The sequence below is a fragment of the Paenibacillus sp. ALE2 genome, from assembly GCF_054113385.1.
Window position 1 is genome coordinate 1,407,501 of the sequence record NZ_CM134213.1, and the last position, 24,370, is coordinate 1,431,870.

Annotated in this window: 21 protein-coding genes and 1 other RNA gene; 3 read left to right on the plus strand and 19 right to left on the minus strand. The window is 47.5% G+C overall.

Going from position 1 to position 24,370, the window contains the following annotated elements; genetic code table 11:
* Positions 1 to 29: 29 nt before the first annotated feature.
* From recR to rpoE, 12 genes are all read right to left on the minus strand, one after another.
* Entirely contained in the window at positions 30 to 629 is a 600-nt protein-coding gene (gene recR, locus ACXHJ1_RS06030; RefSeq protein WP_016818580.1) for a recombination mediator RecR, read from the minus strand.
* Between the two features lie 26 nt (positions 630 to 655).
* A complete protein-coding gene (locus ACXHJ1_RS06035) occupies positions 656 to 967 on the minus strand; it encodes a YbaB/EbfC family nucleoid-associated protein (RefSeq protein ID WP_013368784.1) in 312 nt (103 codons plus the stop codon).
* Between the two features lie 40 nt (positions 968 to 1,007).
* Positions 1,008 to 2,756 carry a DNA polymerase III subunit gamma/tau gene (gene dnaX / locus ACXHJ1_RS06040; RefSeq protein ID WP_107735233.1) on the minus strand — a complete coding sequence of 583 codons (1,749 nt, stop codon included), beginning with the start codon at positions 2,754 to 2,756 and terminating at the stop codon, positions 1,008 to 1,010.
* 156 nt (positions 2,757 to 2,912) lie between these two features.
* An RNA gene (gene ffs / locus ACXHJ1_RS06045) (signal recognition particle sRNA large type) lies at positions 2,913 to 3,179 on the minus strand.
* A gap of 111 nt (positions 3,180 to 3,290) precedes the next feature.
* Positions 3,291 to 3,488, minus strand: a complete 198-nt coding sequence (gene rpmE, locus ACXHJ1_RS06050) for a 50S ribosomal protein L31 (protein ID WP_016818578.1) — start codon at positions 3,486 to 3,488, stop codon at positions 3,291 to 3,293.
* 152 nt (positions 3,489 to 3,640) lie between these two features.
* The gene (locus ACXHJ1_RS06055) at positions 3,641 to 4,912 is read right to left on the minus strand and encodes a radical SAM protein (protein WP_457905795.1); all 1,272 of its coding nucleotides are present in this window, start codon (positions 4,910 to 4,912) and stop codon (positions 3,641 to 3,643) included.
* 93 nt (positions 4,913 to 5,005) lie between these two features.
* Positions 5,006 to 6,343 carry a transcription termination factor Rho gene (gene rho / locus ACXHJ1_RS06060; RefSeq protein WP_019685779.1) on the minus strand — a complete coding sequence of 446 codons (1,338 nt, stop codon included), beginning with the start codon at positions 6,341 to 6,343 and terminating at the stop codon, positions 5,006 to 5,008.
* Positions 6,344 to 6,602: 259 nt separating this feature from the next.
* The gene (locus ACXHJ1_RS06065; protein ID WP_107735235.1) at positions 6,603 to 7,856 is read right to left on the minus strand and encodes a UDP-N-acetylglucosamine 1-carboxyvinyltransferase; all 1,254 of its coding nucleotides are present in this window, start codon (positions 7,854 to 7,856) and stop codon (positions 6,603 to 6,605) included.
* A 225-nt stretch (positions 7,857 to 8,081) separates the two neighbouring features.
* Positions 8,082 to 8,936 carry a class II fructose-1,6-bisphosphate aldolase gene (gene fba, locus ACXHJ1_RS06070; RefSeq protein ID WP_016818574.1) on the minus strand — a complete coding sequence of 285 codons (855 nt, stop codon included), beginning with the start codon at positions 8,934 to 8,936 and terminating at the stop codon, positions 8,082 to 8,084.
* 248 nt (positions 8,937 to 9,184) lie between these two features.
* A complete protein-coding gene (locus ACXHJ1_RS06075; RefSeq protein WP_014599366.1) occupies positions 9,185 to 9,553 on the minus strand; it encodes a response regulator in 369 nt (122 codons plus the stop codon).
* Between the two features lie 213 nt (positions 9,554 to 9,766).
* The gene (locus ACXHJ1_RS06080) at positions 9,767 to 11,368 is read right to left on the minus strand and encodes a CTP synthase (protein ID WP_016818572.1); all 1,602 of its coding nucleotides are present in this window, start codon (positions 11,366 to 11,368) and stop codon (positions 9,767 to 9,769) included.
* Positions 11,369 to 11,769: 401 nt separating this feature from the next.
* Entirely contained in the window at positions 11,770 to 12,321 is a 552-nt protein-coding gene (rpoE, locus tag ACXHJ1_RS06085) for a DNA-directed RNA polymerase subunit delta (protein WP_013368770.1), read from the minus strand.
* Positions 12,322 to 12,726: 405 nt separating this feature from the next.
* On the opposite strand from rpoE, the gene ACXHJ1_RS06090 reads away from it, so the two are divergent.
* Positions 12,727 to 13,887, plus strand: coding sequence for a S8 family peptidase (locus ACXHJ1_RS06090; RefSeq protein ID WP_019685778.1), 1,161 nt, complete (start codon positions 12,727 to 12,729; stop codon positions 13,885 to 13,887).
* 18 nt (positions 13,888 to 13,905) lie between these two features.
* On the opposite strand, the gene ACXHJ1_RS06095 is transcribed toward ACXHJ1_RS06090, so the two are convergent.
* Genes ACXHJ1_RS06095 through ACXHJ1_RS06110 form a run of 4 tightly spaced genes read right to left on the minus strand, consistent with a single transcriptional unit; the run spans position 13,906 to position 19,054 of the window.
* Entirely contained in the window at positions 13,906 to 15,291 is a 1,386-nt protein-coding gene (locus ACXHJ1_RS06095) for an MBL fold metallo-hydrolase (protein ID WP_457905796.1), read from the minus strand.
* A complete protein-coding gene (locus ACXHJ1_RS06100) occupies positions 15,288 to 16,958 on the minus strand; it encodes an ABC transporter permease (RefSeq protein ID WP_457905797.1) in 1,671 nt (556 codons plus the stop codon). The genes ACXHJ1_RS06095 and ACXHJ1_RS06100 overlap by 4 nt, the downstream gene beginning before the upstream one ends.
* Positions 16,959 to 16,962: 4 nt before the next feature.
* Positions 16,963 to 18,036, minus strand: a complete 1,074-nt coding sequence (locus ACXHJ1_RS06105; RefSeq protein WP_107735239.1) for an ABC transporter substrate-binding protein — start codon at positions 18,034 to 18,036, stop codon at positions 16,963 to 16,965.
* Between the two features lie 19 nt (positions 18,037 to 18,055).
* Positions 18,056 to 19,054 carry an ABC transporter ATP-binding protein gene (locus ACXHJ1_RS06110; RefSeq protein ID WP_457905798.1) on the minus strand — a complete coding sequence of 333 codons (999 nt, stop codon included), beginning with the start codon at positions 19,052 to 19,054 and terminating at the stop codon, positions 18,056 to 18,058.
* 201 nt (positions 19,055 to 19,255) lie between these two features.
* On the opposite strand from ACXHJ1_RS06110, the gene ACXHJ1_RS06115 reads away from it, so the two are divergent.
* Complete coding sequence (locus ACXHJ1_RS06115; protein WP_457905799.1) at positions 19,256 to 20,134, plus strand: LysR substrate-binding domain-containing protein; 879 nt, start codon at positions 19,256 to 19,258, stop codon at positions 20,132 to 20,134.
* A 141-nt stretch (positions 20,135 to 20,275) separates the two neighbouring features.
* On the plus strand, positions 20,276 to 21,136 hold the full coding sequence (locus ACXHJ1_RS06120) for a hypothetical protein (RefSeq protein ID WP_457905800.1): 861 nt from the start codon (positions 20,276 to 20,278) through the stop codon (positions 21,134 to 21,136).
* Between the two features lie 126 nt (positions 21,137 to 21,262).
* Here ACXHJ1_RS06120 and argS read toward each other — a convergent pair whose 3' ends face one another.
* From argS to ACXHJ1_RS06135, 3 genes are all read right to left on the minus strand, one after another.
* On the minus strand, positions 21,263 to 22,942 hold the full coding sequence (gene argS / locus ACXHJ1_RS06125; RefSeq protein ID WP_016818563.1) for an arginine--tRNA ligase: 1,680 nt from the start codon (positions 22,940 to 22,942) through the stop codon (positions 21,263 to 21,265).
* A complete protein-coding gene (locus ACXHJ1_RS06130) occupies positions 22,939 to 23,379 on the minus strand; it encodes a YwiB family protein (protein ID WP_016818562.1) in 441 nt (146 codons plus the stop codon). The genes argS and ACXHJ1_RS06130 overlap by 4 nt, the downstream gene beginning before the upstream one ends.
* Before the next feature lie 94 nt (positions 23,380 to 23,473).
* Positions 23,474 to 24,364, minus strand: coding sequence for a LysR family transcriptional regulator (locus ACXHJ1_RS06135; protein WP_457906166.1), 891 nt, complete (start codon positions 24,362 to 24,364; stop codon positions 23,474 to 23,476).
* Between the last annotated feature and the right edge of the window lie 6 nt (positions 24,365 to 24,370).

Genomic DNA, 24,370 nt, shown 5'->3' on the forward strand with positions numbered 1-24,370 from the left:
TCAGAACTTATAACGTATAACTACACCTACTAATTGAGCTCTCTGCGGCCTTCTAGTGCTTTGGACAGGGTGACCTCGTCAGCATACTCCAAATCCCCGCCCACAGGCAAACCGTGAGCAATACGAGTAACCTTGATTTCAAAAGGACGCACTAGCCGTGAAATGTACATAGCCGTGGCCTCTCCTTCAATGTTCGGATTCGTAGCCAGAATCAACTCCTTGACGCGTTCATCACTGAGCCTGGTCAGCAACTCCTTGAGTTTGATATCCTCAGGACCAATCCCCTCCATCGGAGAGATTGCCCCGTGAAGCACATGGTACAAACCATCAAACTCCTTGGTACGCTCCATAGCCACCAAATCCTTGGCATCCTGAACAACACAAATGACGGAAGCATCCCTCGTCTTATCCTGACAGATCCGACAAGGGTCCGTGTCCGTAATATTGCCGCAGACTGAACAAAAGTGAAGATTGCGTTTTACATTGACCAGCGCTTTGGCGAAATCAATCACATCATCTTCCTTCATTTTCAGTACGTGAAAAGCCAACCGGGCAGCTGTTTTTGGGCCTACTCCCGGCAGGCGCGTAAAAGCATCAATCAGCTTTGCAATCGGCTCGGGATAATGCAATAGCGTGTTTCTCCTTTATGAGTAGACTAGAACAAGCCCGGAATTTTCATACCACCTGTAAATTTACCCATATCATCATTAGCCAGTTCATCCGCTTTGGACAAAGCATCATTGACTGCAGTGAGTACGAGGTCTTGCAGCATTTCTACATCATCAGGATCTACAGCTTCCGGTTTGATTGTGATGGACAACACTTTTTTATGTCCACTTACCTCTACAGTTACCACACCGCCACCAGAAGAACCTTCGATTACTTTCCCACCAAGCTCCTCTTGGGCTTTCAGCATTTGTTCCTGCATTTTTTTCACTTGCTTCATCATTTGGTTCATATTGTTCATTTCAATCATCTCCTTTAATGAAGTATACATCTACATTTCATTATTCTTTAATGACTACCAGGTCTTCCCCGAACAGCTGAATCGCTTCATCAATCCAGGGCTCCTTGGACTTTCCCGGCGCATCATGCTCCGGCTCCAGTTGCAATTCTTCGGCAGGCTGGTCAGAAACTCCTTCAATCGCAGCATTCCAATCCTTTTGCATCATCGTTACCAAACGATAAGGATGACCCAACTGCTCATGCAAAACCTTCTCGATGACCTGCTTATTGGCAGGCTTTTCGGTAGTTTCACGATGAATGTTGTTTTTAAACGCGACCAGCACACTGTCCTCTAACACAGAAACCGGCTCACCATCCATAAACCAAGCATGAACCGTAACTTTCGCCTCTTTTACCCCTTGCAAAATCTGGCTCCACTTGCGCCCCACCGCTGCGAATGCTTCGCTTGACTTCTCAGCGATATAGCGATCCAACTGAGAAGGAAGTTTAGCTGGCGCTGAAAGACGTGGAGCAGGGGCACGACCACCAGAAGCCTGACGACCGCCTGAAGATGCCTCCTGACCCGCTCCAGCGGCCAAGCCACCTTGCATTGCACGTTCCAACTTCTTTTCCAGCTCAGCAAGCTGGCGCTTTAACATGGCCACTTCTTCCTGACCAGCAGCACCAGAGCGCTGTACAGTCGGCTGAGCAGCAGTTCCCGCTTCCCCCGGAATGCTGCATAACTTCAATAGAGCTACCTCAAATAAAGTTTGGGGCTGAACGGCATATTTCATCTCACCTTGATAACGATTAAGGGTGTCGATCATTGCAAAGAGCTGCTCCTTGGTAAAAGCATCTGCCACTTCCTTAAACTGCTCCGGATTCAGCACTCGCTCCGTCATTTTGGTCGCCTGCGGCACCATCTTGATCATTAGCAGATCTCGGAAATAGTACAGAAGATTCTCCATACACTTATCCGCACTTTTACCTTCCTGCATAAAGTTCTCGATCAATTGGAGCACTGTGCCCACATCTTCTTTCAGTAATGCCAAGGCCAATTTACCGAATTGCTCGGATGCGATCCCGCCCGTCATATCTAGCACCTGCTGATACGTAACCCGGCCATCAGTAAACGAGGATATCTGATCCAAAACGCTAACCGCATCTCGCATCCCGCCATCTGAAAGACGTGCAATATATTGCAGTGCATCCAAATCAGCCAGGATGTTCTCCTGTTGACATATCAGGTCAAGCCGCTCTGTCTGCTCCTCCAGCGATACTCGCCGAAAGTCAAAACGCTGGCAACGTGAAATAATTGTCGCGGGAATCCGATGCGGCTCTGTCGTAGCCAATATAAACATTACGTGTGGCGGCGGCTCTTCCAGCGTCTTGAGCAGCGCATTGAACGCTTCCGTCGTCAGCATGTGCACTTCATCAATGATATAAACCTTGTGCCGCACTTCTGTGGGCGCATATTTGACTTTATCGCGCAAATCACGAATCTCTTCAACACCCCGGTTAGAGGCTGCGTCAATCTCCTGCACATCCATGACCGCTCCGGCCGTGATCCGTTTACAGGCTTCGCATTCGTTGCAAGGTTCCGGCGCAGGTCCATGCTCACAGTTGATTGCCTTGGCCAAAATTTTGGCCGCACTGGTCTTACCCGTTCCTCGCGGACCACTGAACAGGTAGGCATGGGACGTGCGATTTTCGCGGATGGCATTCTGCAATGTCTGGATAATATGCTGTTGTCCTACCATGTCCTTGAAAGCCTGCGGCCGCCAAGCACGGTACAACGCTATATGTTCCAATGCGCGTTCCCTCTTTCCCATTCACTTTCATGACCATTTATGGTCACTTCATTATACTATACTCCCGTCCGAATCTAAACCAGACACATTTCAAATTATAAGCACAAAAAAACACCTTCGCATAATCGCCAAGATGTTTCAATCCCTAAGTATATACCGTGCACCTGTTATTGATCGTTGTGATCCGAGCGGCAACCCTGAGCAACAACTCGGGCTAGGCAACCCTCCGGCACAAGAGTGGACTTGCTTATGGCTGCTTCCTTCCGGACCTGACCAGGTTCACAAGTACTCATTGCGGAGGACCCAACCGTCAACATTGTGCGCAGGGACCAGCCTCACATCAACAACACCTCTAACAGGAATTCAACCTCGCTATAGCGGATTGCGAGTTACAGGGCACCGCTACCTCCCCATCTAGCACGGTGAAAATAAGTATATCTCATGGTTGCACAAAATGCAAATAGCAAATAACGACAAAAAGAGCCTCCTGCAATTGCAGAAGGCTCTAATAACTTTATCTCTTGCGGCAACTTATTACATACCGTATTTCTTTTTGAAACGATCCACACGTCCACCAGCATCAATAAACTTCTGCTTACCTGTGAAGAACGGATGGCAAGCGGAGCAAATCTCCACACGCAGAGATTCCTTTACAGAACCAGTTTCAAACGTATTCCCGCAAGCGCAAGTAACATTAGTTACGTTATACTTCGGTTGAATAGCCTGTTGCATTAACTTTCACCTCTTTCCGCCCTGAACGTCCTATCAGCCCAGAGTTGTATGAACACATGTTCAAATTATAGCACTTGAATATAAGTGTTTCAACATCTTTTTAGCACACAAAACAGTGTAAGATCGGTGTGTTTCAAATAACTCCCGACCGTTTAGGTTCTGGCAAATTTGGGACGTGCCAGCCCTTGCGGCGGCACATGAGTGTAAGAACCGATAACCACATCCGGCAGTTCCTCACGATAAATCTCAAGCATTTGCTTCATACCAAGTATCTCCCCTTGAGCCGGTGGAATCAACTCCAGATAGCTTTCAGGATCAATATTCAGATTACGCATTTGAATCAGCTTGAGCTTAGTGCGTTTGGCAAATTCAATCATTGCCTCAATTTCTTCCTCCCGGTCTGTTACACCCGGGAAAATCAAATAGTTGATGGACGTATACACTCCCTGATCGGACGCATAACGGAGTGACTTTTCCACATTAGCCAGCGTGTATCCGCGCGGCTTGTAATACGCATTGTAATGGTCGTCCAATGCACTAATTGTGCTTACTCGCATGAGATCAAGACCCGCATCCACAATTCCCCGGATATGATCATTCAATCCCGCATTGGTGTTGATATTAATATATCCCATATCTGTAACGGAACGTACTTCTTTGATCGCATCAATAATCAGTTTGGCTTGAGTGGAGGGCTCACCTTCACAACCTTGCCCAAAACTGATGATAGACTCAGGTGTCTTCAAATGTTCCAACATAACTTCTACAATCTCTTCCACGCGGGGACGGAAGTTCATTCTTGTCTGAGGAGATACAAAACCACTGTCATCCGGCTGTTCAGATATACAACCAAAGCAGCCCGCATTACAAGAATAAGATACCGGAACTCCCCCCTCCCAGCGATTCAGGAACGTATTCGAGGAAGTAAGGCATTCGTACCCCAGCGCACAGTTAGACAAATGCTGGTACAGCCTATTTTTGGGATACTGCTCTGTCATCCGCTGAACTCCCAATTTAACTTGATTGCGGTCACAGTTTTCGGGATTCCATTTGGAAGGACTGTCACTCTGCTCTGCTGTTACATAAAACGCCCCATCTTTCCAGACAACGGCTGAATAACCGAACAAGGGGAGTTTATACTCCTTATCCGTCTTCACATATCCCGGCAGACACAGGCGTGTAAAGCCTTGCGGTAACAAAGCCCCTACTGCCTTCATATTTCCCGGAAGAGAGACCATTTCCCCTGTTTCAGGGTTCATACCGACCGGGCGGGTGCTGGGCAGGCTTACCAGTGTGGCTCCTTCCGGCAACGGAATAAGCTCATCCTCCATGATTTCAACAATCATGTCTGCACTACGGGCAAGCCCATACAAAGAAGCATGATCATATACATTGCCTTTTTCGTCGGCATACACCAAATACATTATGGAGCTCCTTTCGTTCCATTAAACGCGCCATTAACAAATGAATAGTAATGGCTGTCTACTTACGGAACAGATAAAATACATGGTTTGGGTTTAATTGGTTGTGGCGGGAACCGACGCTGTGGTAGAACGCGTAGTTCTTCGTTGTTGGCCACCAGAGCTACCTTGCGAGCCGCTGGAAGAAGGTGCTGTCAAATCAAACGAGGCTAAAAACTCAGCGTTAGTTTTGCTGTTACGCAGTTTTTTGAGGAAGCCTTCCACAAAGTCATGGCTTTCCGTCATATTTTTACGAATAGCCCAGATCGTATCTAATTCTTCCTTGTTCAACAGCACTTCCTCACGACGTGTACCGGAACGACGAATATCAATCGCAGGAAAGATACGACGTTCTGCCAGTTTGCGGTCCAAATGCAGCTCCATGTTGCCTGTGCCTTTGAACTCTTCGTAAATAATATCGTCCATACGAGATCCTGTATCAATCAGCGCTGTGGCAAGAATCGTCAAGCTACCGCCTTCCTCCACATTCCGAGCTGCGCCAAAAAAGCGTTTTGGACGGTGAAATGCTGCCGGATCAATACCCCCACTCAAAGTACGACCAGAAGGAGGGATGACGAGATTGTACGCACGAGCCAACCGTGTAATGCTATCCAACAGGATGACAACATCCTTTTTATGTTCTACGAGACGCAGTGCACGCTCCAACACCAGTTCTGCCACTTTGATGTGATTTTCAGGAAGTTCATCAAATGTAGAGGCCACAACTTCACCTTTGACAGAACGCTGCATGTCAGTCACTTCTTCAGGGCGTTCATCAATCAACAAGACAAATAGCTCAATCTCGGGATTGTTGGTAGAAATGCTATTGGCAATTTCTTTGAGGAGAAGCGTCTTCCCAGCTTTGGGAGGTGCCACAATAAGTCCGCGCTGTCCGAGTCCGACAGGGGCCAGTACATCCATAATTCTCGTAGACAAATGGTTGGGGGAAGTTTCAAGGACTAATTTGGTTTGCGGATACAGTGGAGTCAGTGCAGGAAAATGTAGCCGCTCAGCAGCTTGCTCAGGACTTCTTCCATTGACGGCGTTAACTTGAAGCAATCCAAAATACCGTTCATTTTCTTTCGGCGTTCGGCATTTACCGGAAACGAGATCGCCCGTTCTCAGGTCAAACTTGCGGATTTGTGAAGCAGAGATGTAAATATCTTCGGTACTCGGGAGATAGTTGATCGGCCTCAGAAAGCCGTAACCTTCAGGAAGTATTTCCAGAACACCCTGCATAAACATTAATCCACTCTTCTCAGCTTGTGCGCGCAGGATGGCGAAAATTAATTCTTTCTTCTTGAGCGTTCCGTAGTACGGGATCTGGTATTGCTTGGCCAGCTTGTACAGGTCGGTCAGCTTCATTTCTTCCAGATCGGAAATTTGCAGATCCATATAATAACCACCTATTCAATTATTAAGTCCATTCATACAATTAAATGATAGACAATGATATCATAAACACCATCAACATAATTTTAACCAAAACAAATAAAGTTATGCAGCCAGCTGCCTGGATTATACCGAATTATTCCGGTTTTTTGATAAAAGATTGTTAGGTATGGACCAAATCTTATACCAAGCAGCGGCTGCATAGGTGTTACCCGTTATTCCGCTTTGGTTACAGTAAATTCAAACAAAGTACATGGTTTAATTACTCAGTCTGCCGCCACACATCTGCGCCTAAAAGACGCAGGTTCGAAACGAGATGATCATAACCACGGTCAATATACTCGACACCTGCTACCTCGGTTACCCCTTCGCTTACTGTAAGTCCAGCAATGACAAGGGCCGCTCCGGCGCGCAGATCTGCAGCCTTCACTTTAGCCGCATTCAGTTGACCACCTTCAATAATGGCAGACCGACCCTCTACGCGAATTTTAGCCCCCATTCGCACCAGTTCAGGGACGTGCTTAAAACGATTGCTGTACACAAAATCGCTCAACACACTGACACCCTGAGCTTGGGTTAGCAAGCTGGTCATGGGAGATTGTAAATCTGTGGGGAAGCCGGGGTATACCAAGGCTTTAACGTCGACATGCCCATAGGAAGGTGCACCCAGTACGCGAATACTTTCATCATATTCCTCGATGCCGACGCCCATTTCCTGCATTTTGGCAGTGAGAGCCTCCATATGTTTGGGGATTACATTGTCAATCAATACATTTCCACGGGTTGCCGCAGCAGCAATCATATAAGTGCCTGCTTGTATACGGTCAGGTATGATGGAATGACGGCAACCATGCAGCTCCGACACACCTTCAATACGAATTGTCTCCGTACCAGCGCCTTTAATAATCGCCCCCATGGAGTTTAACAGAGTTGCTACATCTATAATCTCAGGCTCTTTAGCCGCATTTTCGATAGTTGTGGCGCCTTTGGCACGTGCGGCCGCCAGCATAATATTAATGGTTGCTCCTACGCTGCTGACATCCAAATAAATCTTGGTGCCGCGCAGTTCTTTGGCGTGCAAATGAATAGCGCCGTGCTCGTTCGTAACCGTGGCACCCAGCGCTTCAAAACCTTTGATATGCTGATCAATGGGCCGGGGTTCAAAATTACATCCTCCTGGCAAACCGATGATCGCTTCCTTGAATCTGCCCAGCATGGCCCCCATCATATAATAAGAGGCTCGTAATTTCTTAACAGGTCCATTCGGCATGGGAATGGATTTAATGGAGGAAGGGTCTATCTTCATCTGGCTACCTTCCCAGGTAACCTTTGCGCCAAGCTCCTCCAATATTTCGGAATACACCGCCACATCACTGAGCAGCGGCAAATTATCCAAAATGACTTCCGACTCTGCCAGAATGGCTGCGGGAATCAAGGCGATGGCACTGTTTTTGGCACCGCTGATGGAAACTGTACCCTGAAGCGGCCGTCCACCGGTGATCATCAATTTTTCCATAAGCTTGAGGGTCCCCCTACGTGTTTTGCAGTCGGTCAAACAATGAACTGAAACCATAAACTTTCAACTTTTTAAGTGGTTAAAATGGAAAGACACCGGCTAAGCGGTGTGCTTTCCATACCACACTATTCAACTGTACAGATTTAAATATTTTGTGCAGCATAATTACAGCTACAACGAAGAAATGCATCCAGTCTATGCAGAGGCATGACTAGTTGGAACTTATTACGCTTTGTTGTTGGAACCGAACTCACGGATTTTACCGATAACTGTTTGTTTGATTGCTTCACGACCTGGTTGGATGAATGTACGTGGATCGTAAGCATCTGGTTTTGCAGCAAGCACTTCACGAACCACTTTCGCAAATGCGATTTGGTTTTCAGTGTTTACGTTGATTTTGGAAGTACCCAGGGAAATGGATTTTTGGATGTCATGTGTAGGGATACCTGTTCCGCCATGAAGAACGAGTGGCATTTTCACAGCATCGCGAATTTCTTCCATTTCTTTAAAGCCCAGGTTTGGTTCACCTTTGTATGGTCCATGAACAGAACCCAGTGCAGGAGCCAGTGTATCGATGCCTGTTTCTTTAACGATACGTACACAATCGTCCAGCTTAGCGTACATTACGTCACCTACAACATCATCTTCTTGACCGCCAACCATTCCAACTTCAGCTTCAACGGAAACGCCTTTGGAATGTGCATATTCAACAACTTTCTTCGTTGTTTCGATATTTTTCTCGATTGGGCTGTGGGAATCGTCAATCATAACAGATGTGAAACCAGCGTCGATTGCTTCTTTACATTTGTCAAAGCTAGAACCGTGGTCCAAGTGAATTGCAACTGGAACCGTAATTTTCATGTCATGAATAAGACCTTCTACCATTTTAACAACAGTGTAGAATCCGCCCATGTGACGTGCTGCGCCTTCAGAAACACCCAAGATTACTGGGGATTTTTCTTCTTCAGCAGCGCCCAAGATAGCTTGAGTCCACTCCAGGTTATTAATATTGAATTGACCTACTGCATATTTTCCTTCGAGTGCTTTGTTCAACATGTCTTTCATAGATACCAATGGCATGGTTACAGTCCTCCTAAAGGTGTTTGGGTTTGTCTATATTTTTAGCCGACATCACATACGGGCTTATTATACCACAACCCATGTTAAATACTAAACAAGCTTTTGCATATCAACACATACAAAAATCACGCTCAGGACGCCGTTTTTCCATAGAATTGTATAAGGAGAGGATTTACTTTCAGTATTTCCCATAATCACAAACAAAAAACCCTGTTTTGTTAACAGAGTTCTCAACCAAAATGACTTCCCTAGTCACCTCTGAGTTGTTTGTTCACGGCGATCCGCATTTCATCAATATCAAAGGGCTTGGTAAAATGCATAAGTGCACCTAGCTCCGTCGCCTCTTTAATCATGTCCAGTTCTCCATACGCTGTCATCATAATAACCTTGATGTCGGGATTCATGCTTTTTAGGTGCTTCAGAATTTCAAGTCCGTCCATACCTGGAATTTTCATATCGAGCAGAACCAGATCAGGTGGTTCCTTCTCAACAATCTCAAGAGCAATTTTCCCGTTCGCTGCCTGAAAGGTCTCATAACCCTCACTTCCGAACACTTCCATCAGTAAAATCCGTATTCCATTCTGGTCATCGACGATTAATACTTTTTTCTTTTCCAATGTTTTAACCTCCTAAGATCTTAAAACGAGGATCATGCAGCTATTGCCATAACAGCGTCCGATGACGTACAATATCCGTCCCATACCTAAAACTATATTCGCTCCTGCAAAAAGAAAATCCTGCTCTTATACATAATTGTGGAATATTCTTTCATAATCAGGAAGCATGGGATAAAAAAAGACCTCCCAAAGGAGGTCTTTCAAGCTGTAGCATTAACCTTGAAGCTGCAATGCCGCTTTTACAAATTCACGGAACAAAGGCTGTGGACGATTCGGACGGGAAGTAAATTCTGGATGGAATTGTACCGCCAGGAACCATGGATGCTCAGGAAGCTCGACAATTTCCACCAAACGTCCATCCGGTGAAGTACCAGAAATACGAAGACCTGCTTTTTCAATAACTTCACGATATTCGTTATTGAATTCGTACCGATGACGATGTCTTTCGTACACCAGCTCGTCGTTGTAGCAAGCCTCTGCCAGGGAACCTTCCACCAGTTTACATGGATACAGGCCAAGACGCATGGTACCGCCCAAATCTTCGATGTCTTTTTGGTCAGGAAGCAAGTCAATGACAGGATAATCGGTAGCCGGGTTAATTTCCGAGCTGTTGGCACCTTCGAGACCAGCCAGGGAACGAGCAACCTCAATAACAGACACCTGCATACCCAGGCAAATACCGAAGAACGGAATTTTTTGCTCCCGTGCATAACGAATGGTGCTGATTTTGCCTTCAATTCCGCGATCGCCGAAGCCACCTGGTACGAGAATACCGCCAATGCCGCCCAGCATGTCAGCTACGTTCTCGTCCGTTACTTCTTCGGCGTTCACCCAGCGGATTTTTACGTCTGCATTTGCATCAAATCCAGCGTGGGAAAGCGACTCGACAACACTTAAGTATGCATCATGTAGCGCAACATATTTACCAACAATAGCAATTTCAACCGTTTTGTCCAACTTGCTGATTCGATCAACTAACCCTTCCCATTCGGTCATATCCGGTGCAGGTGTTGTCAACTTCAGGTGGTTAACTACAATTTCGTCCAAACCTTCTTCACGTAGGTTCAACGGAACCTCGTAGAGAGTCGAAGCATCGCGGCATTCTACCACTGCATTCGCATCAATATCGCAGAACAATGCAATTTTAGCCTTCATATCGGAGGACAATTCATGCTCTGTACGGCAAACAATGACATTCGGTTGAATGCCGATGCTGCGCAGTTCTTTCACACTGTGCTGAGTTGGTTTGGTTTTAACCTCACCAGCAGCTTTAATATAAGGAATGAGCGTTACGTGAATGTACATCACATTTTCGCGCCCAACTTCACTTTTAAGCTGACGAATGGCTTCCAAAAATGGCAAGCTTTCAATATCGCCTACAGTACCGCCGATTTCCGTAATAATGACATCCGAACCCGCTTCACGGCCTGCACGGTACACGCGCTCCTTGATTTCGTTCGTAATATGAGGGATAACCTGTACGGTACCGCCCAAATATTCTCCGCGACGCTCTTTGCTGATCACGCTGGAATATACCTTGCCTGTTGTGACATTGCTGTTCTTGGACAGATTAATATCAATAAAGCGCTCATAGTGTCCCAAGTCGAGATCCGTTTCCGCACCATCATCCGTTACAAACACTTCACCGTGCTGGTAAGGGCTCATGGTACCTGGATCGACATTCAGGTAAGGATCAAATTTTTGAATCGTTACCTTCAGTCCCCTGTTCTTCAAAAGCCTCCCCAGTGAAGCTGCCGTAATCCCTTTGCCCAAGGAAGACACAACCCCGCCTGTCACAAAAATATACTTCGTCACTGTTCAAAACCCTCCTAGATAAGATGCAAAAATTCAGGCGACATTATGATGTTATCGTAACCCGTTTGCACGGATTATCATCCATGAAGAAGGCAGCGGTTATATTTTCCAATCCGCCGCCCTTAGCCCTCTTTCATGAGTGAAAACACCCCTATAAAAAACAAAAAAGCACTCCCGTAGTACGGGGCACTTTTATACAAAAAGCAAACATATAAGTGAATCAATCATAAGCCCAAGCAATAGTTTACCCCGTGTCCAATCCGCTGTCAAGGAAGTTATCTGTGTTAATTTGTCCTTTGAACCTGATTGGAATAAATCTATCTGAAAGCTATAAATCAGCAGGGGTTTCAAGAAAACGGTCATGAAAAAGGGGAGAGCGTATCTCCCCTTGCAACCTGTTCCTAACGAAGTGAATCGTCGTCGTCTTCGATCGACTCATCGTCATTTTCATCATCTGTATCTTCCTCATCACTGAGGTCTTCATCGTCAATAACTACGTCATCGTCACTATCATCGTCATCTTCTCCGTCGAACAGCTCGTCTTCGCCATCCTCGTCTTCGCTATCTGCATCGAAGTCGTCATCGGAGTTGTATGTTTCTTCTTCCTCATGATAGTCATCTTCGTCGTCATCGTCTTCATCGTTAATGATACGAGGACGCTTGGCGCCTGTCAGGGCATCTTCGGATTTATCTACCGGATACCAACGTTTCAAGCCCCACAGATTCGTACCGACACAGGCAAAACGCCCGTCAATGTTGATTTCAGTATATAGCTGAGCAATAACGTCATTAATTTCTTCGTCGGACAAGCCGCGCAATTTGGCGACTTCATTCATCAGGTCACGGTAATAATATGGAGTATTGGCTGCTTTCAATACCATAAATGCCAAATCCACCATTGGAGTCTCGTGGACTTTCTCCGGGTCAATCTTCAAGTTGAGTGGTGTACTCACCTAGGGACACTTCCTCTCACACGTAATTCACAAGAACATGTTTCAGAGCATACACGATACATGCAATACTAACATATCCATTATCAAAACTAAGTAAAACCTATTTGGAAGCAAATTGCAAGTTAAACATGGGTATCGTCATAATTTCCAAGAATATCCCTCTGCACAAGACGGCACACGTAAAAAGACGGGGTTCCCCCCGCCTCCGACTGTACCCGCTCCGGGAGAGGCCTCCCAAAGTTGTTGCACAAGAGCTTATGCCCTCCATGTATCGTATGTGTCCATAGCTACTTTGACACGACAAGCAGGCCTATTTCCATAAAAAAGGGGCAAGTTTCCCATGCCGTAGCTGACGCTTGCTCATACAATACCTCAGCATGGCTCATCGGAGGGGGACCGTCTCAAATGGACTATCCGGATTTTTTGCAGCGTTTGCATGAGGGTATTTCGGAGCCGTCCGGCAGTGGACGGAACAAACAGATTATCACGTTCGATAAGCCTCACCAATACCGGGAATGCCTGTCCTATCTCAGGAAGCTGAAACCTGAGCTTGCGGGATTACGGCAAGTACAACCGGCTAGGCTAATCCGTGCTCTCATCGCTCCGCTTTCAGGGGGAGACAGGCTGGGCAAATATCACCACGGTGTTACCGTTGAAGAAGATACCCGCATAAAGGTTCACGCAGAAACGGCTTATATACCGAAAGCAGAGAAAAGCATTTCTATGCCATGGGGAGTCAAACAGGTACGTGCATACAAGGCTTGGCCTTCCTCGACAGGGAATCGGGTCAGAATCGGTGTGATCGACACAGGAGCGGATTTTCATCATCCTGATCTTCGCCATTCCCTTGCCAGAGGTATCAATTTGTTGAACCGGACCATGCTACCCTATGACGACAACGGCCATGGCACTCATATTGCAGGAACCATCGCGGCATCCAACTATGACGAAGGTATGGTTGGCGTAGCACCACGGGCTTTAATTCATCCTGTAAAAGCATTCGATCATAATGGAGCCGCCTATGTCTCTGACATCATTCTTGGTATCGATTGGTGTGTATTAAATCGTGTCGATATTATTAATATGAGCTTTGGGATGAAGTCGCGTAGCAAGGCACTGCTTGATATGGTGAATAAAGCATATCATAACGGCATTGTAATCGTAGCTTCCTCGGGAAATGAGGGTAAGCGTCGAAGTATTGACTACCCAGCCCGCTATTCCCAGACGATTTCAGTCGGAGCTACCGACAAATACAGACGTATCGCTCCTTTTAGCAATCGGGGGCAATTCGTAGACGTGTATGCACCCGGTGAGAAGATCAGATCCTCCTGGATTCATGGAAAGCATCATGAAATGAGCGGCACTTCTATGGCTACTTCCCATGTGACCGGGAGCATCGCACTTCTCCTTTCACTGAGACCGGAACTGGAGCCCGGAGAAATTAAAGCGCTGCTTAAGCGCACTGCCACACCGCTACGCCTTCGTAAAAGTGCTGGACGCACTTCCATCTCCACCAAGCTTGGAGAAGTGGATGCCTTCCGATTGATGCAAGAGGGCACAAAGTGAACCACGATCTGATGAATACTAAACCTCTATCGTTGCACCTGGCTCCAAAGAGTGAACTTCTCTGGCAGGACCTCCATGTTCATTATTTCCTTCTCTTATTAACTCATCTCGTACAAGGTCGGTCTGCAATTTGGGTGCATGAACGAGTACAATCTGTTTGCTAGGCATCTCCTTCAGCATTTGCCGTACATCCGATAATCCCTGGTGCACCTTGTAAATCAAATGCCGAGCTATACAGATGTCATTGGCGTCTGCACGTTCCAACAGATGTTTACCAAAAGAACCATTGGAAGCATGCCCGGTCAATATCACACTGTTCCTAATATCCTCCCCGCTATCCACATCGATCAGCATACTGCGGTGATCCGACAGATATTGATAATACCAACGCGCCTGCGGGGAGTCCATCATGCCGTCTCTTGTTACGATAATAGTGGCCGTGTTCCGTTCCAGCAGACTTATCCGTTCCGCAGTATCACGAGGCACAAACACCCTGTCACTGTTCAACACATGTTTTATTCGCGTGGAAGCTCCCGGACGTAGCCACTCTTTCCATCGATTTAACTGTTTCAATCCGTGCCACAGGTCAGGCTCTATAATTATTGCTTGTTCAGGAAATTGCTCGCTGGCCCATACGATCAATTCCTGTCCTCTGCCAAAGGCAGGCACTGGCAACAACACATGGCCGCCAGACAATAATACCTGCTCCATCTCGACCCTCAGCCGCTCCAGCTTAACAGGCTGCGGGTCTATATCCATACCATAAGCATTGTCCATGATAGATATGTCCACTAGATTGGACTTTGGCTTGCATCCAGGAAGGTCATCTCCCCCCTCTCCCATACACAAGTCCGGTGCATCGGCAGCAAGAAGCTCAGATTCACGGCTATAGTCTCCGGAAAAGAACAGCCGCTTCCCTTCCAATTCTACGATATACCACACTGCACCAGCCAAATGCCCACTGCGTCCCCACATCATTTTCACACCCGGACAAGCTTCACGCCATACTCCTGAAGGCCCCTCGTCTTCTAGATAGCGATAGGTAATAGATTGGATATCTTGTTCACTGTAGGGCAATTCGCCGCCTCTCGATTCAACAAAAGTTTGCCAGGAGCGAAAATAGGATCCCAGCTGCTCAGCGGTAGCCTTGGTCGTCCAGACCTCTCCCCGATATCCGTACTTGTACAGTAAGGGGAGCGCCATGGAATGATCCTCATGTGCATGAGACAGCAAAACAGTAGTTAGCTCCTTCACCTTCTGTGGCGGAAAAACCGGATATTGCCCGGTTCCTTCCTTTTTTACGCCACAATCCAGCATGATACGATGCTGCTTTCCTTCAAAAACATAACAGGAGCGGCCATGTTCGCCCGCTCCACCCCAAATCCTAAGCTTGGTCATCATCATTTCCACTTTCTCCCCGAGTTTAAGCTTTCCATTAAGATCAGTAGCAGTGTGGTCAAACCAACCGATATAACAGCCATCGCCATGCCAAGCGACACCTGTCCCTGCTCAAACTGGGCAAATATATAGGTTGCAGACGTCTGGACGGATGGCGGTAAAATCAGCAACGATCCTACCAGCTCCCGTGAAGCAATGGTAAAGGTCATCATCCAACCAGCGAGCATCCCCGGTCCAATCAGCGGCAGTACAATCCGGCGGAATATGTAAGACGGACGCCCGCCGAATACCTGTCCCGCCTGAAAAAGACCAGTGTCCACCTGTGTAAAGGCGCTTTTGACATACTGCACCGTATAAGGAACAAACAAAATAACATACGTCAGAATGACCATGCCATATGTGTTATACAACGGAATGGGCATCCACGGCGAATTCCACCACAAAATCAGACCCACCACCATAACAATTCCCGGCACTGTATTCGGAAGTAAACTGAATGCATCAACTGTCCGTTGGATTTTCGTGCGTGATCCACCGATAACAAGCGCAAACCAGGTGCCCAGCACCACAGCAAGCGTCGATGCACCCAAAGAGAGAAATACACTGTTCAGTAGCGCTTCCATGCTTTCAGAACCCCACGACAGCAGTTCCTTGTAATAGTCGAGTGTAAGGTTGTTCCATGCCAATCCGATTCCCCGCAGCTTCATGGAGGAGGCCGCAATAATTGAAAAGTAAGGGATGCCAATAGCTGCGATGAGCAGCAATAGGATGAACATGACACTCAGTGCTGTAGTCCAGCTGGATACACGAAGACGGGAAGGACGGGAACCTTTACCCCCTACCAGTCTGTATGTGAACTTTCGGTTGATCACCGATTGTACATACCACATAAGCAGGCAGGCCGTTAACAGCACCGAGGCCATGGACGTCGCTTTGCCAAAATCGATGGGCCAACTGGAAATATATTTGTGAATTTCAGAAGTCATAACCTCATACCCGATACGTCGCCCAAAGGTAGCGGGTGTGCCAAACTCGGCAATCGTTTTAACGAAAATGAGCAGCGCACCCATTCCGTATGCCGATAGTAGCAGCGGTAAAATGATTCGACGGAACCTGTACAGAAAGCCTCCGCCCATGACAGCACCCGCCTCTTCCAGACTGCCGCCAATCCTCACCAGCGCCCCGCGTAACAGCAGGTACAGGAATGGAAACAGATGCAGGCTCATGATCATCACCATGCCGCCAAGGCTGAAGAAGGAAGCCGTTAAGAAATGCAGATCCGGGAGCAACTGCTCCATATACCCGTTTTTTTGCATAAACAGGATCCATCCCATGGAACCAATATAGGGCGGAGTCATAAACGGAATCAGCAGCACGACATCCAACCAGCGCCAGTGTGCGAGTCGGGTGTTGGACATGATCCAGGCTAGCGGAAGTGCAAGGACGGTCGTTCCTGCGATCACACAGATGCCTAGCCAGATCGAGTTGAATAGCACTCCTGCAAATTGAGAAGCAGCTAACGTTCGAAAAGGCGCAGCCCATTGAAATGTCCCATCAACATACACACTTTGGATGAAGATTTGCAGCAACGGCAGTACAATTAGGATAAAAAGCGCGATCAGAGCAAGTGTCAGGGACCATCCTCTGATGTGTTTAACAGACAAACCTCCCATCGGCTTATTTGAACATTTGCGTGAACTTTTCCGTCACGTCTGATCCGTGTTCACCCATCCATTCCCAGTTGGTTTTCAGCAATGGGATTTCGTCGAGGTTTGCACGCTTGTCAGCTTTGATATCCGTGCGTCCAGGGAGTAGGGAAGCATCTGCTACTAGTTTCTGTGCTTCGTCTGACAACAGATAGTCAATGAACGCTTTGGCATTTTGCTCATGCTGTGTGGACTTGAGGATTGCGGCAGGACGCGGGCTAATGACCGTTCCCTCTGTCGGATAGACGATGTCAATCGGCTCGCCTTTGGCTTTAGCCTTGTAGGTCATGTAATCAACCGCAGCGACGACTACACCTTTAGCCCCCGTAATCACTGGATCTAACGCTTCCTGATTCGCACCGGCCATGGCCACACCGTTAGCCTTGTACCGCTCAAACAACGTCCAGCCTCCATCGCCCTTGGCGCTCAGATAGCCTGTCATAAAATCCAACGCTGAGCCAGACAGCGATGGATCGGGAATGTTAACCTGATCCTTGTACTCAGGCTTCGCCAAATCGGCCCATGAAGTAGGTGGCGTTTTCACTAACTTCGTGTTATATGCAATACCCAAAGCAGAAGCACTTGTGCTGAAATAGTGACCCTCCTTATCAGACCAGTCGGGGTTTAGCTTGTCCGCATTTTTAGCGTCCGGATAGGGGAGTGTGAGTCCTTCCTTTTTCAAGCCTTGTACAGACGGAAGCGATGCCAGCACAACCACGTCTGCTACCGGATTCGTTTTCTCCGCTTCCATGCGGGCTAAAATCTTACCTGTCGTTCCCTGGAATAACTCTACCTTAACTCCACTCTGCGCCTCATACCCCGCTACCAGCTTTTTCGCCAGTCCATCCGGGCCTGCGCTGTAAACAACCAGCTTCTGATCGGTGGACGCCGCTGCGCCCGCTGGTTTTGCTGATCCATCGGCTTGTGCCCCATCCTTCGATGTCGTAGCCGTTCCGCAGCCTGCCACAGCCAGTCCAAAAGTCAATGTTAAAGCAAGCATAGCCCCTTTTTTCCATCCTGTACGAAAAACACGCCTATTCATCATCTTATATAACCCCTTTTCCCTATGTTTCAAGTTGGTGGATGTATTGCGGTGATACCCAAATATGCATTTGTTCGCCTATGGGCAAGCGGGTGGAGTGATACGCAGTCCATTGCTCGCCGTTTTCGGCTACTAGACGGATTTCATAGCGATCGCCAACATAGCTGACATGCAGGATCTCTACTGTAAAAGTGTGCTGATCCGCTTGTTCCTGTTCCCAACGGACATGTTCAGGTCGAAATAGTGTCCGTTCCAACTCGATCCAGTTGGATTTGCCGATAAAGCTTGCCACCTCTGGATGAGACGGACAACCATAGATCACCTCTGGTGTTCCGGTCTGCAAAATATGTCCACTTTTCATAACCACTACTTCATCAGACATGGACATGGCCTCGATCTGATCATGAGTGACATATAAGGCGGTCAGCCCCAGATCGCGCACAAGCGATATCATCTCAATGCGCATCTCCTCCCGTAGCACGGCATCCAGTGCACTGAGCGGCTCGTCGAACAAAACCAGTCGAGGCCGGATAGCAACTGCTCTTGCAAAAGCAACCCGCTGCTGCTGACCACCGGACAGCTGATGGGGATAGCGATCCTCCATCCCTAACAACCTCACCTTATCGAGCGCCTCTAGCACCACTGCCCGCAGTTCCTTGCCTTGAGCGCTAACAGCCCCTTTTCCCCGCTTGCTCGCTCGCAAGCCGAAGGCCACATTTTCAAACACCGTCATATGCGGCCACAACGCAAAATCCTGAAAGACCATACCAAAGTGGCGGAGATGTGCGGGAACATCCTTTTTGCGTTCAGCTGAAAAGAGAATTTCCTCTCCCATCGTGATTGTGCCGGTATCTGGTGTCTCCAGACCAGCAATCAAGCGCAAGAGCGTCGTCTTCCCACAACCGGACGGTCCGAGCAGTGTGGTGAACTTGCCCTGTCGTACGACCAGATTCGTCTCATGCAACGCGGTGGTATGGCCGAAGGTTTTACTTAATCCGCGAATATATAGATCCTGATTCATCGCATTACCTGCCTGTTCTTGTGACTGACCCCAGTGTAAAACTTGAATTCGCAACCTGTGTTATTGGGAAGTTAAAACAAAATTAATTATTTCAATGAATTGTGTTAACACTCATAGATTTAATCTATATAGAGGCGGTTGATGCTGTTGCCTAGAGAATAAGCATGATTGTTTGACTTAACTGAAAGCGAGGCATTCTAAGTGAACTTAAGTCTTCTAAAGTTACATATTGTAGAGCTGCTGAACAAGCACCATAAAATTACCACCGTAGCCGAGGTTCTCGGCCTAAAGCAACCCACTGTTACTTTTCATATGAAAAATCTGGAGCGTGAATTTGGGGTAAAGCTGTTTGATACACGTATGGGCAAAATCATCCTGACGGATGCCGGAGATGCGCTGCTGCACTATGCCACCAAGATTAATGCACTTGCGGTTGAGGCTGAGCGAGTTGTCCGTGAGTTCGATACGCTCCAACGAGGGAGTATACGGATTGGCGCAAGCTATGTACCTGCCACCTATCTGCTTCCTGCCGTGCTGCATCGGTTTGCCCGCGAGCATCCGGGCATTCACATTGCCTTGTCCGTGAAAACAGCGCCCGTGATTAAGGACATGCTCGCTCGCCACGAAATTGACCTCGGCATTATTTCGGCAGAGCCGTTTCAATCCCCAACGCTGCTCTCAGAATCCTTGGGAGAAGATGAACTGGTGCTCATCTGCTCACCCACTCATCCGCTCGCTAGCGAAACCGATGTAACACCCGAGCGCATCGCTTCTTCCTCTTTTGTGTTGCATGGGAAGGATTCCAGCACACGCCACGTGACTGACAAATGGCTGGAGCGCGGGAGGCGCCGACTTCCATCCTATCTGGAATTGGATTCACTGGAAGCTATCAAACAGGCGGTTATGCTGGGAGAACACATCTCCTTTGTCTCTCGCCTTGCTGTTCAATCAGAGGTTGAGCAGGGTTTACTGATCATAAGACCTATTCCGGGACAGCCTGTTGAGCGGCATATTTATATGGTCAGCAACAAAGATCGTCATCGCTCCGCGCTGATTCACAGATTCACTAAATATTTATGATGGAACCAAGATTAAATCTTAGCTGTCATATAAAAATTATGGTATTTTTTAACCAGAATACCACCTTAGCTTGACATACGACTGACAAATCACCCGTAAAGTGAAGCGTGTAACCTATTCGGACGAACAGGAGAGGATGAAATGAAAACAAGCCTGCGTATCACTAAATTCATGTCAGTAGTAACTCTGAGTGCAGTGCTGCTCGCAACAGGATGGAAAGGTGCAGAGCCCGTACAAGCCGCTGCCAATGCCACACCAAGCTATGAGGTAAAGCTGCTGCTGGATACAGCTCAGGTCCTCAATGCGGATGGCTCTTTAAAAAGCGGCATCGTAAATGAGTTCGGAGTCAGTGAAGATGCGCAACGATTAAGCGTCGAGTTTTTTGATACAGACTCCTTGCAATTGAATGACGAGGGCTGGAACGTTAGATTTCGTAAAAAAGACGACAAAAAAAATTATGAGTTAACCTACAAAAAGCGATATACGATCACAAACGGGAATATCGACGCAGCACTTACCCAAGCGAATAAAGAAGGTTTCAGTGCCTCTGATGATAATTATGAGGCTGAGGTGGATTGGGGATACAGCAAGCAGACATTAAGCTTTTCCAATGACAAGAAAACGAACGCCTCCAAAGGATTAGCTCTGCCTTCCCCGGATCAGGCATTAAAACAATTGCAGGACAATCTTCCGGGCAAGCTGCAAAACTGGAAAAGCAGCAACTGGGGCAAACATACCTTGGCAAACTCCAGAGTACGCGGTCCTGTACAGGTCAGCAAATATAAGGGCAGCTTTCAGGGCTTGGATACTGACGTTGAAGTATGGCCTATTCGCAGCGCCAACGGATCGGGTACCGACAATATCATCGAAATCTCCTTCAAAACTTCGGATTACAATACTGCCGCAAGCAACCGCACCAAGCTGATGAATCTGCTACAATCCAAAGGATGGCTGATTCCTGCCGATTCCCTGAAAACGAATCTGGTACTGGAACGCTATTAAGCTACTCAAACTTATTGTATTCAAACCAAAAAAAGGAACCGAACGAGCCTCCCTAGAGGGCAGCACGAACGGTTCCTTTAACCATTATACATATGACTACAAAATCATTATGTTGCAGTTGTTTACTTACATACGTTCCGGTGCAGACACGCCCACCAGCTTCAGTACGTTGGCAATGGTCGTGCGGACCGCGCCAAACAACGCCAAGCGAGCTTGCGTTTGAGCGGCATCCTCCGTGATGACACGCTCTGCTTTATAGTAGCTGTGGAACATGGATGCCAGCTCGTAGACATAGCGAATCATACGATGCGGCGCAAAGTTTGCAGCTGCCACCGATACTTCCTCTGGCAACTCGCCAATTTTGCGCAACAAATCGTATTCATGCTCAGCCGTCAGCTTCGACAAGTCAACTTCTGCCAATGGCAGTACAGCAATACCCTGCTCTTCGGCTTGACGATATACGCTGCATGCACGTGCATGTGCATATTGCACGTAGAATACCGGATTCTCATTGGAGGTAGAAATCGCCAAATCCATATCAAAATCCAGATGCGAATCCATACTACGCATGGTGAAGAAGTAACGAATCGCGTCTACGCCCACTTCTTCCATCAGATCCTCCATCGTTACTGCCTTGCCAGTACGTTTGGACATTTTTACTTTTTCCCCGTTTTGGAATAAGCTGACCATTTGGGCAATCAGCACTTTAAGCTTATCCGGGTCATTGCCCAGTGCTTCCATTGCGGCCTTCATCCGTGGAATATAGCCGTGGTGATCCGCTCCCCAGATGTTGATGATCGTGTCATACCCACGAGCATATTTGTCACGGTGATAGGCGATATCCGGAGTCAGATACGTATAAGTACCGTCATTTTTGATCAATACGCGGTCTTTATCGTCACCATACTTAGTCGTGTTCAGCCAAGTAGCTCCGTCCTTATCATAAATTTCCTCACGGTCACGCAGCTCATTCAGTGCTTTAAGCACTTCACCGTTATCATACAGTGATGTTTCACTAAACCAGGAATCAAAAGGTACACGGAACCGCTCCAGATCACGCTTGATCTTATTCAGTTCCTTTTCCAGACCGTATTCACGGAAATAAGCGGCACGATCTCCTGGTTCCATAGACAACAGAGAATCGCCCTTCTCAGCCACCAGTTCCTTCGCAAACCCGATGATATCCTCACCATGGTATCCGTCCTCCGGCATCTCCGCAGGCTGTCCTAGCTCCTGCAAATAACGCGCTTCGATGGAACGGCTCATATTGTAAATCTGGTTCCCCGCATCATTAATGTAATATTCACGAGTGACTTGATATCCGGCAAAATCAAGCACATTACAGAGCGCATCCCCTACGGCTGCACCACGTGCATGGCCCAAGTGAAGACTCCCAGTCGGATTGGCGCTGACAAATTCGATCTGTACCTTTTTGCCCTCACCTACCTGTACACGACCGTAATCTGCTCCTTGCTCCTGTACTTGTCCGATCACTGCATAGAGGTAGCTCTTGTTCAAACGAAAGTTAATAAAGCCTGGTCCCGCGATTTCCGCACTTTCAATAGAAGCGGAAGCTAAGTCCATATTCGCAATCAGATCTTCAGCGATTTGACGCGGATTCTTCTTCGCAATGCGAGTGAGCTGCATGGCTACGTTGGTAGCTAAGTCACCGTGTGACTTGTCCTTAGGTACCTCCAGCGTAATGGTCGGCAGCTCTTCGCGACCCACGATTCCAGCAGCCAGCACCGCTGCCTCGATTGCTGAGGTCACCTTTTGATTAATAAGTTCCAGTGGATTGCTTGTCATGATTGTTGCTCCTCCTGTATATGCAAACTGATGGCAAAATGCCCCGAGAAATCCTCAAATACGTATAGATCATAAGTCCAGCTCACTTGTCCAGTGAATCCATCCATCCGAATATCGAGCTTCTGCGTATGCGCAGACATGTTCAGGTTTAAATAAGGCGAGCGGTAAAATCCAGGCAACCTGCGTCCCAGCGCGAACGACTGCTCTGATTGTACCTCACCGTGACGAATCAGCTTTAGCTCATCTGGTCCGATCTTGACTGTGTTCCGTGTCGTACCGCCCTCAGGACTCTCTTGCGGCTCCTCGTACCTTATATATAGATGCTTCCCGCGAACGATTGCTTCTCCAGGAAGCTCCTGTACCACATCTTCTCCGTCATGATGACTATGAAGACGGATTCGAACCTTTGCATTGTGTGGCATGTGTTCAAACTCCATTCTATCGCTATCCTACTGTACTACTATATCCAGTTCCCGATTGCAATTCAAATGAGTTTTTACAAAAAGATGCTTTCGCCCTTAAAAAATTCAACTACTGTAGGTCAGCTACACTGGATGCCTGGCTAAAACTTTCAATGAACCGGGAAGCCAAAGAAGACATGTATTTATCCTTCAACCAGACGGCAGCCACACGAGTGTGCAAATCTTCACACATAATTTCCTTAACAATTAAATGATTATTGCTGCCCAAAGACAATGCGGAGCGCGAAATCATGCCAATACCCAGCCCTTCGTTGGCCCAAAGAAGCGTGGTGCGGGCATCGTCATTTTTGCAAAAGTAGTTTGGCTCAAAGCCATGCTTCATACAGGTGTCGTGGATCAATTGCTCAAAACGACGATATACGATGAGTGGTCTGTTCTTCAGCTCAGCCAATGATATGCTCTTCTGTTCGGGACTCCAATCATGTTCTTCCGTCATCACTGCTACCATCGGCTCAGTGGACGCATATCTACACCCTAAATCAGTGGTATTAAAAGGGGTTCTGACGATACCGACTTCTACAATTCCTTTGTTCAAAAGATCGAGAATCCGGAAGGTATTTCCCTCATGTATTTCAAATTTTACACCCGCATAGGTTTTATGAAATTCGGAAAGCCTGTCTTTCATCAGGGTTGCCCCAGAGGAAGAAACCGTTCCAATGGTGAGCGTCCCCTTCATCCCCATGGCGAAATCGTTTATTTCCCTTGTCGTAGCATCCGTCAGCTCCAAAATCTGCTTGGCCCTGTTCCGTAAAATGATTCCGGCCTCTGTCAATTGAATGCTTCGTGAGCCTCGATGCACAAGCTTTACACCCAGCTCTTCCTCCAGCTGCATAAGCTGCTGACTTAAGGGAGGCTGTGCGATTTGCAGTTTTTTGGCTGCCGCTGTAATCTGTCCAGCGTCTGCAATCGCTAAAAAATATTTGAGATGTCTCAATTCCATCATGAA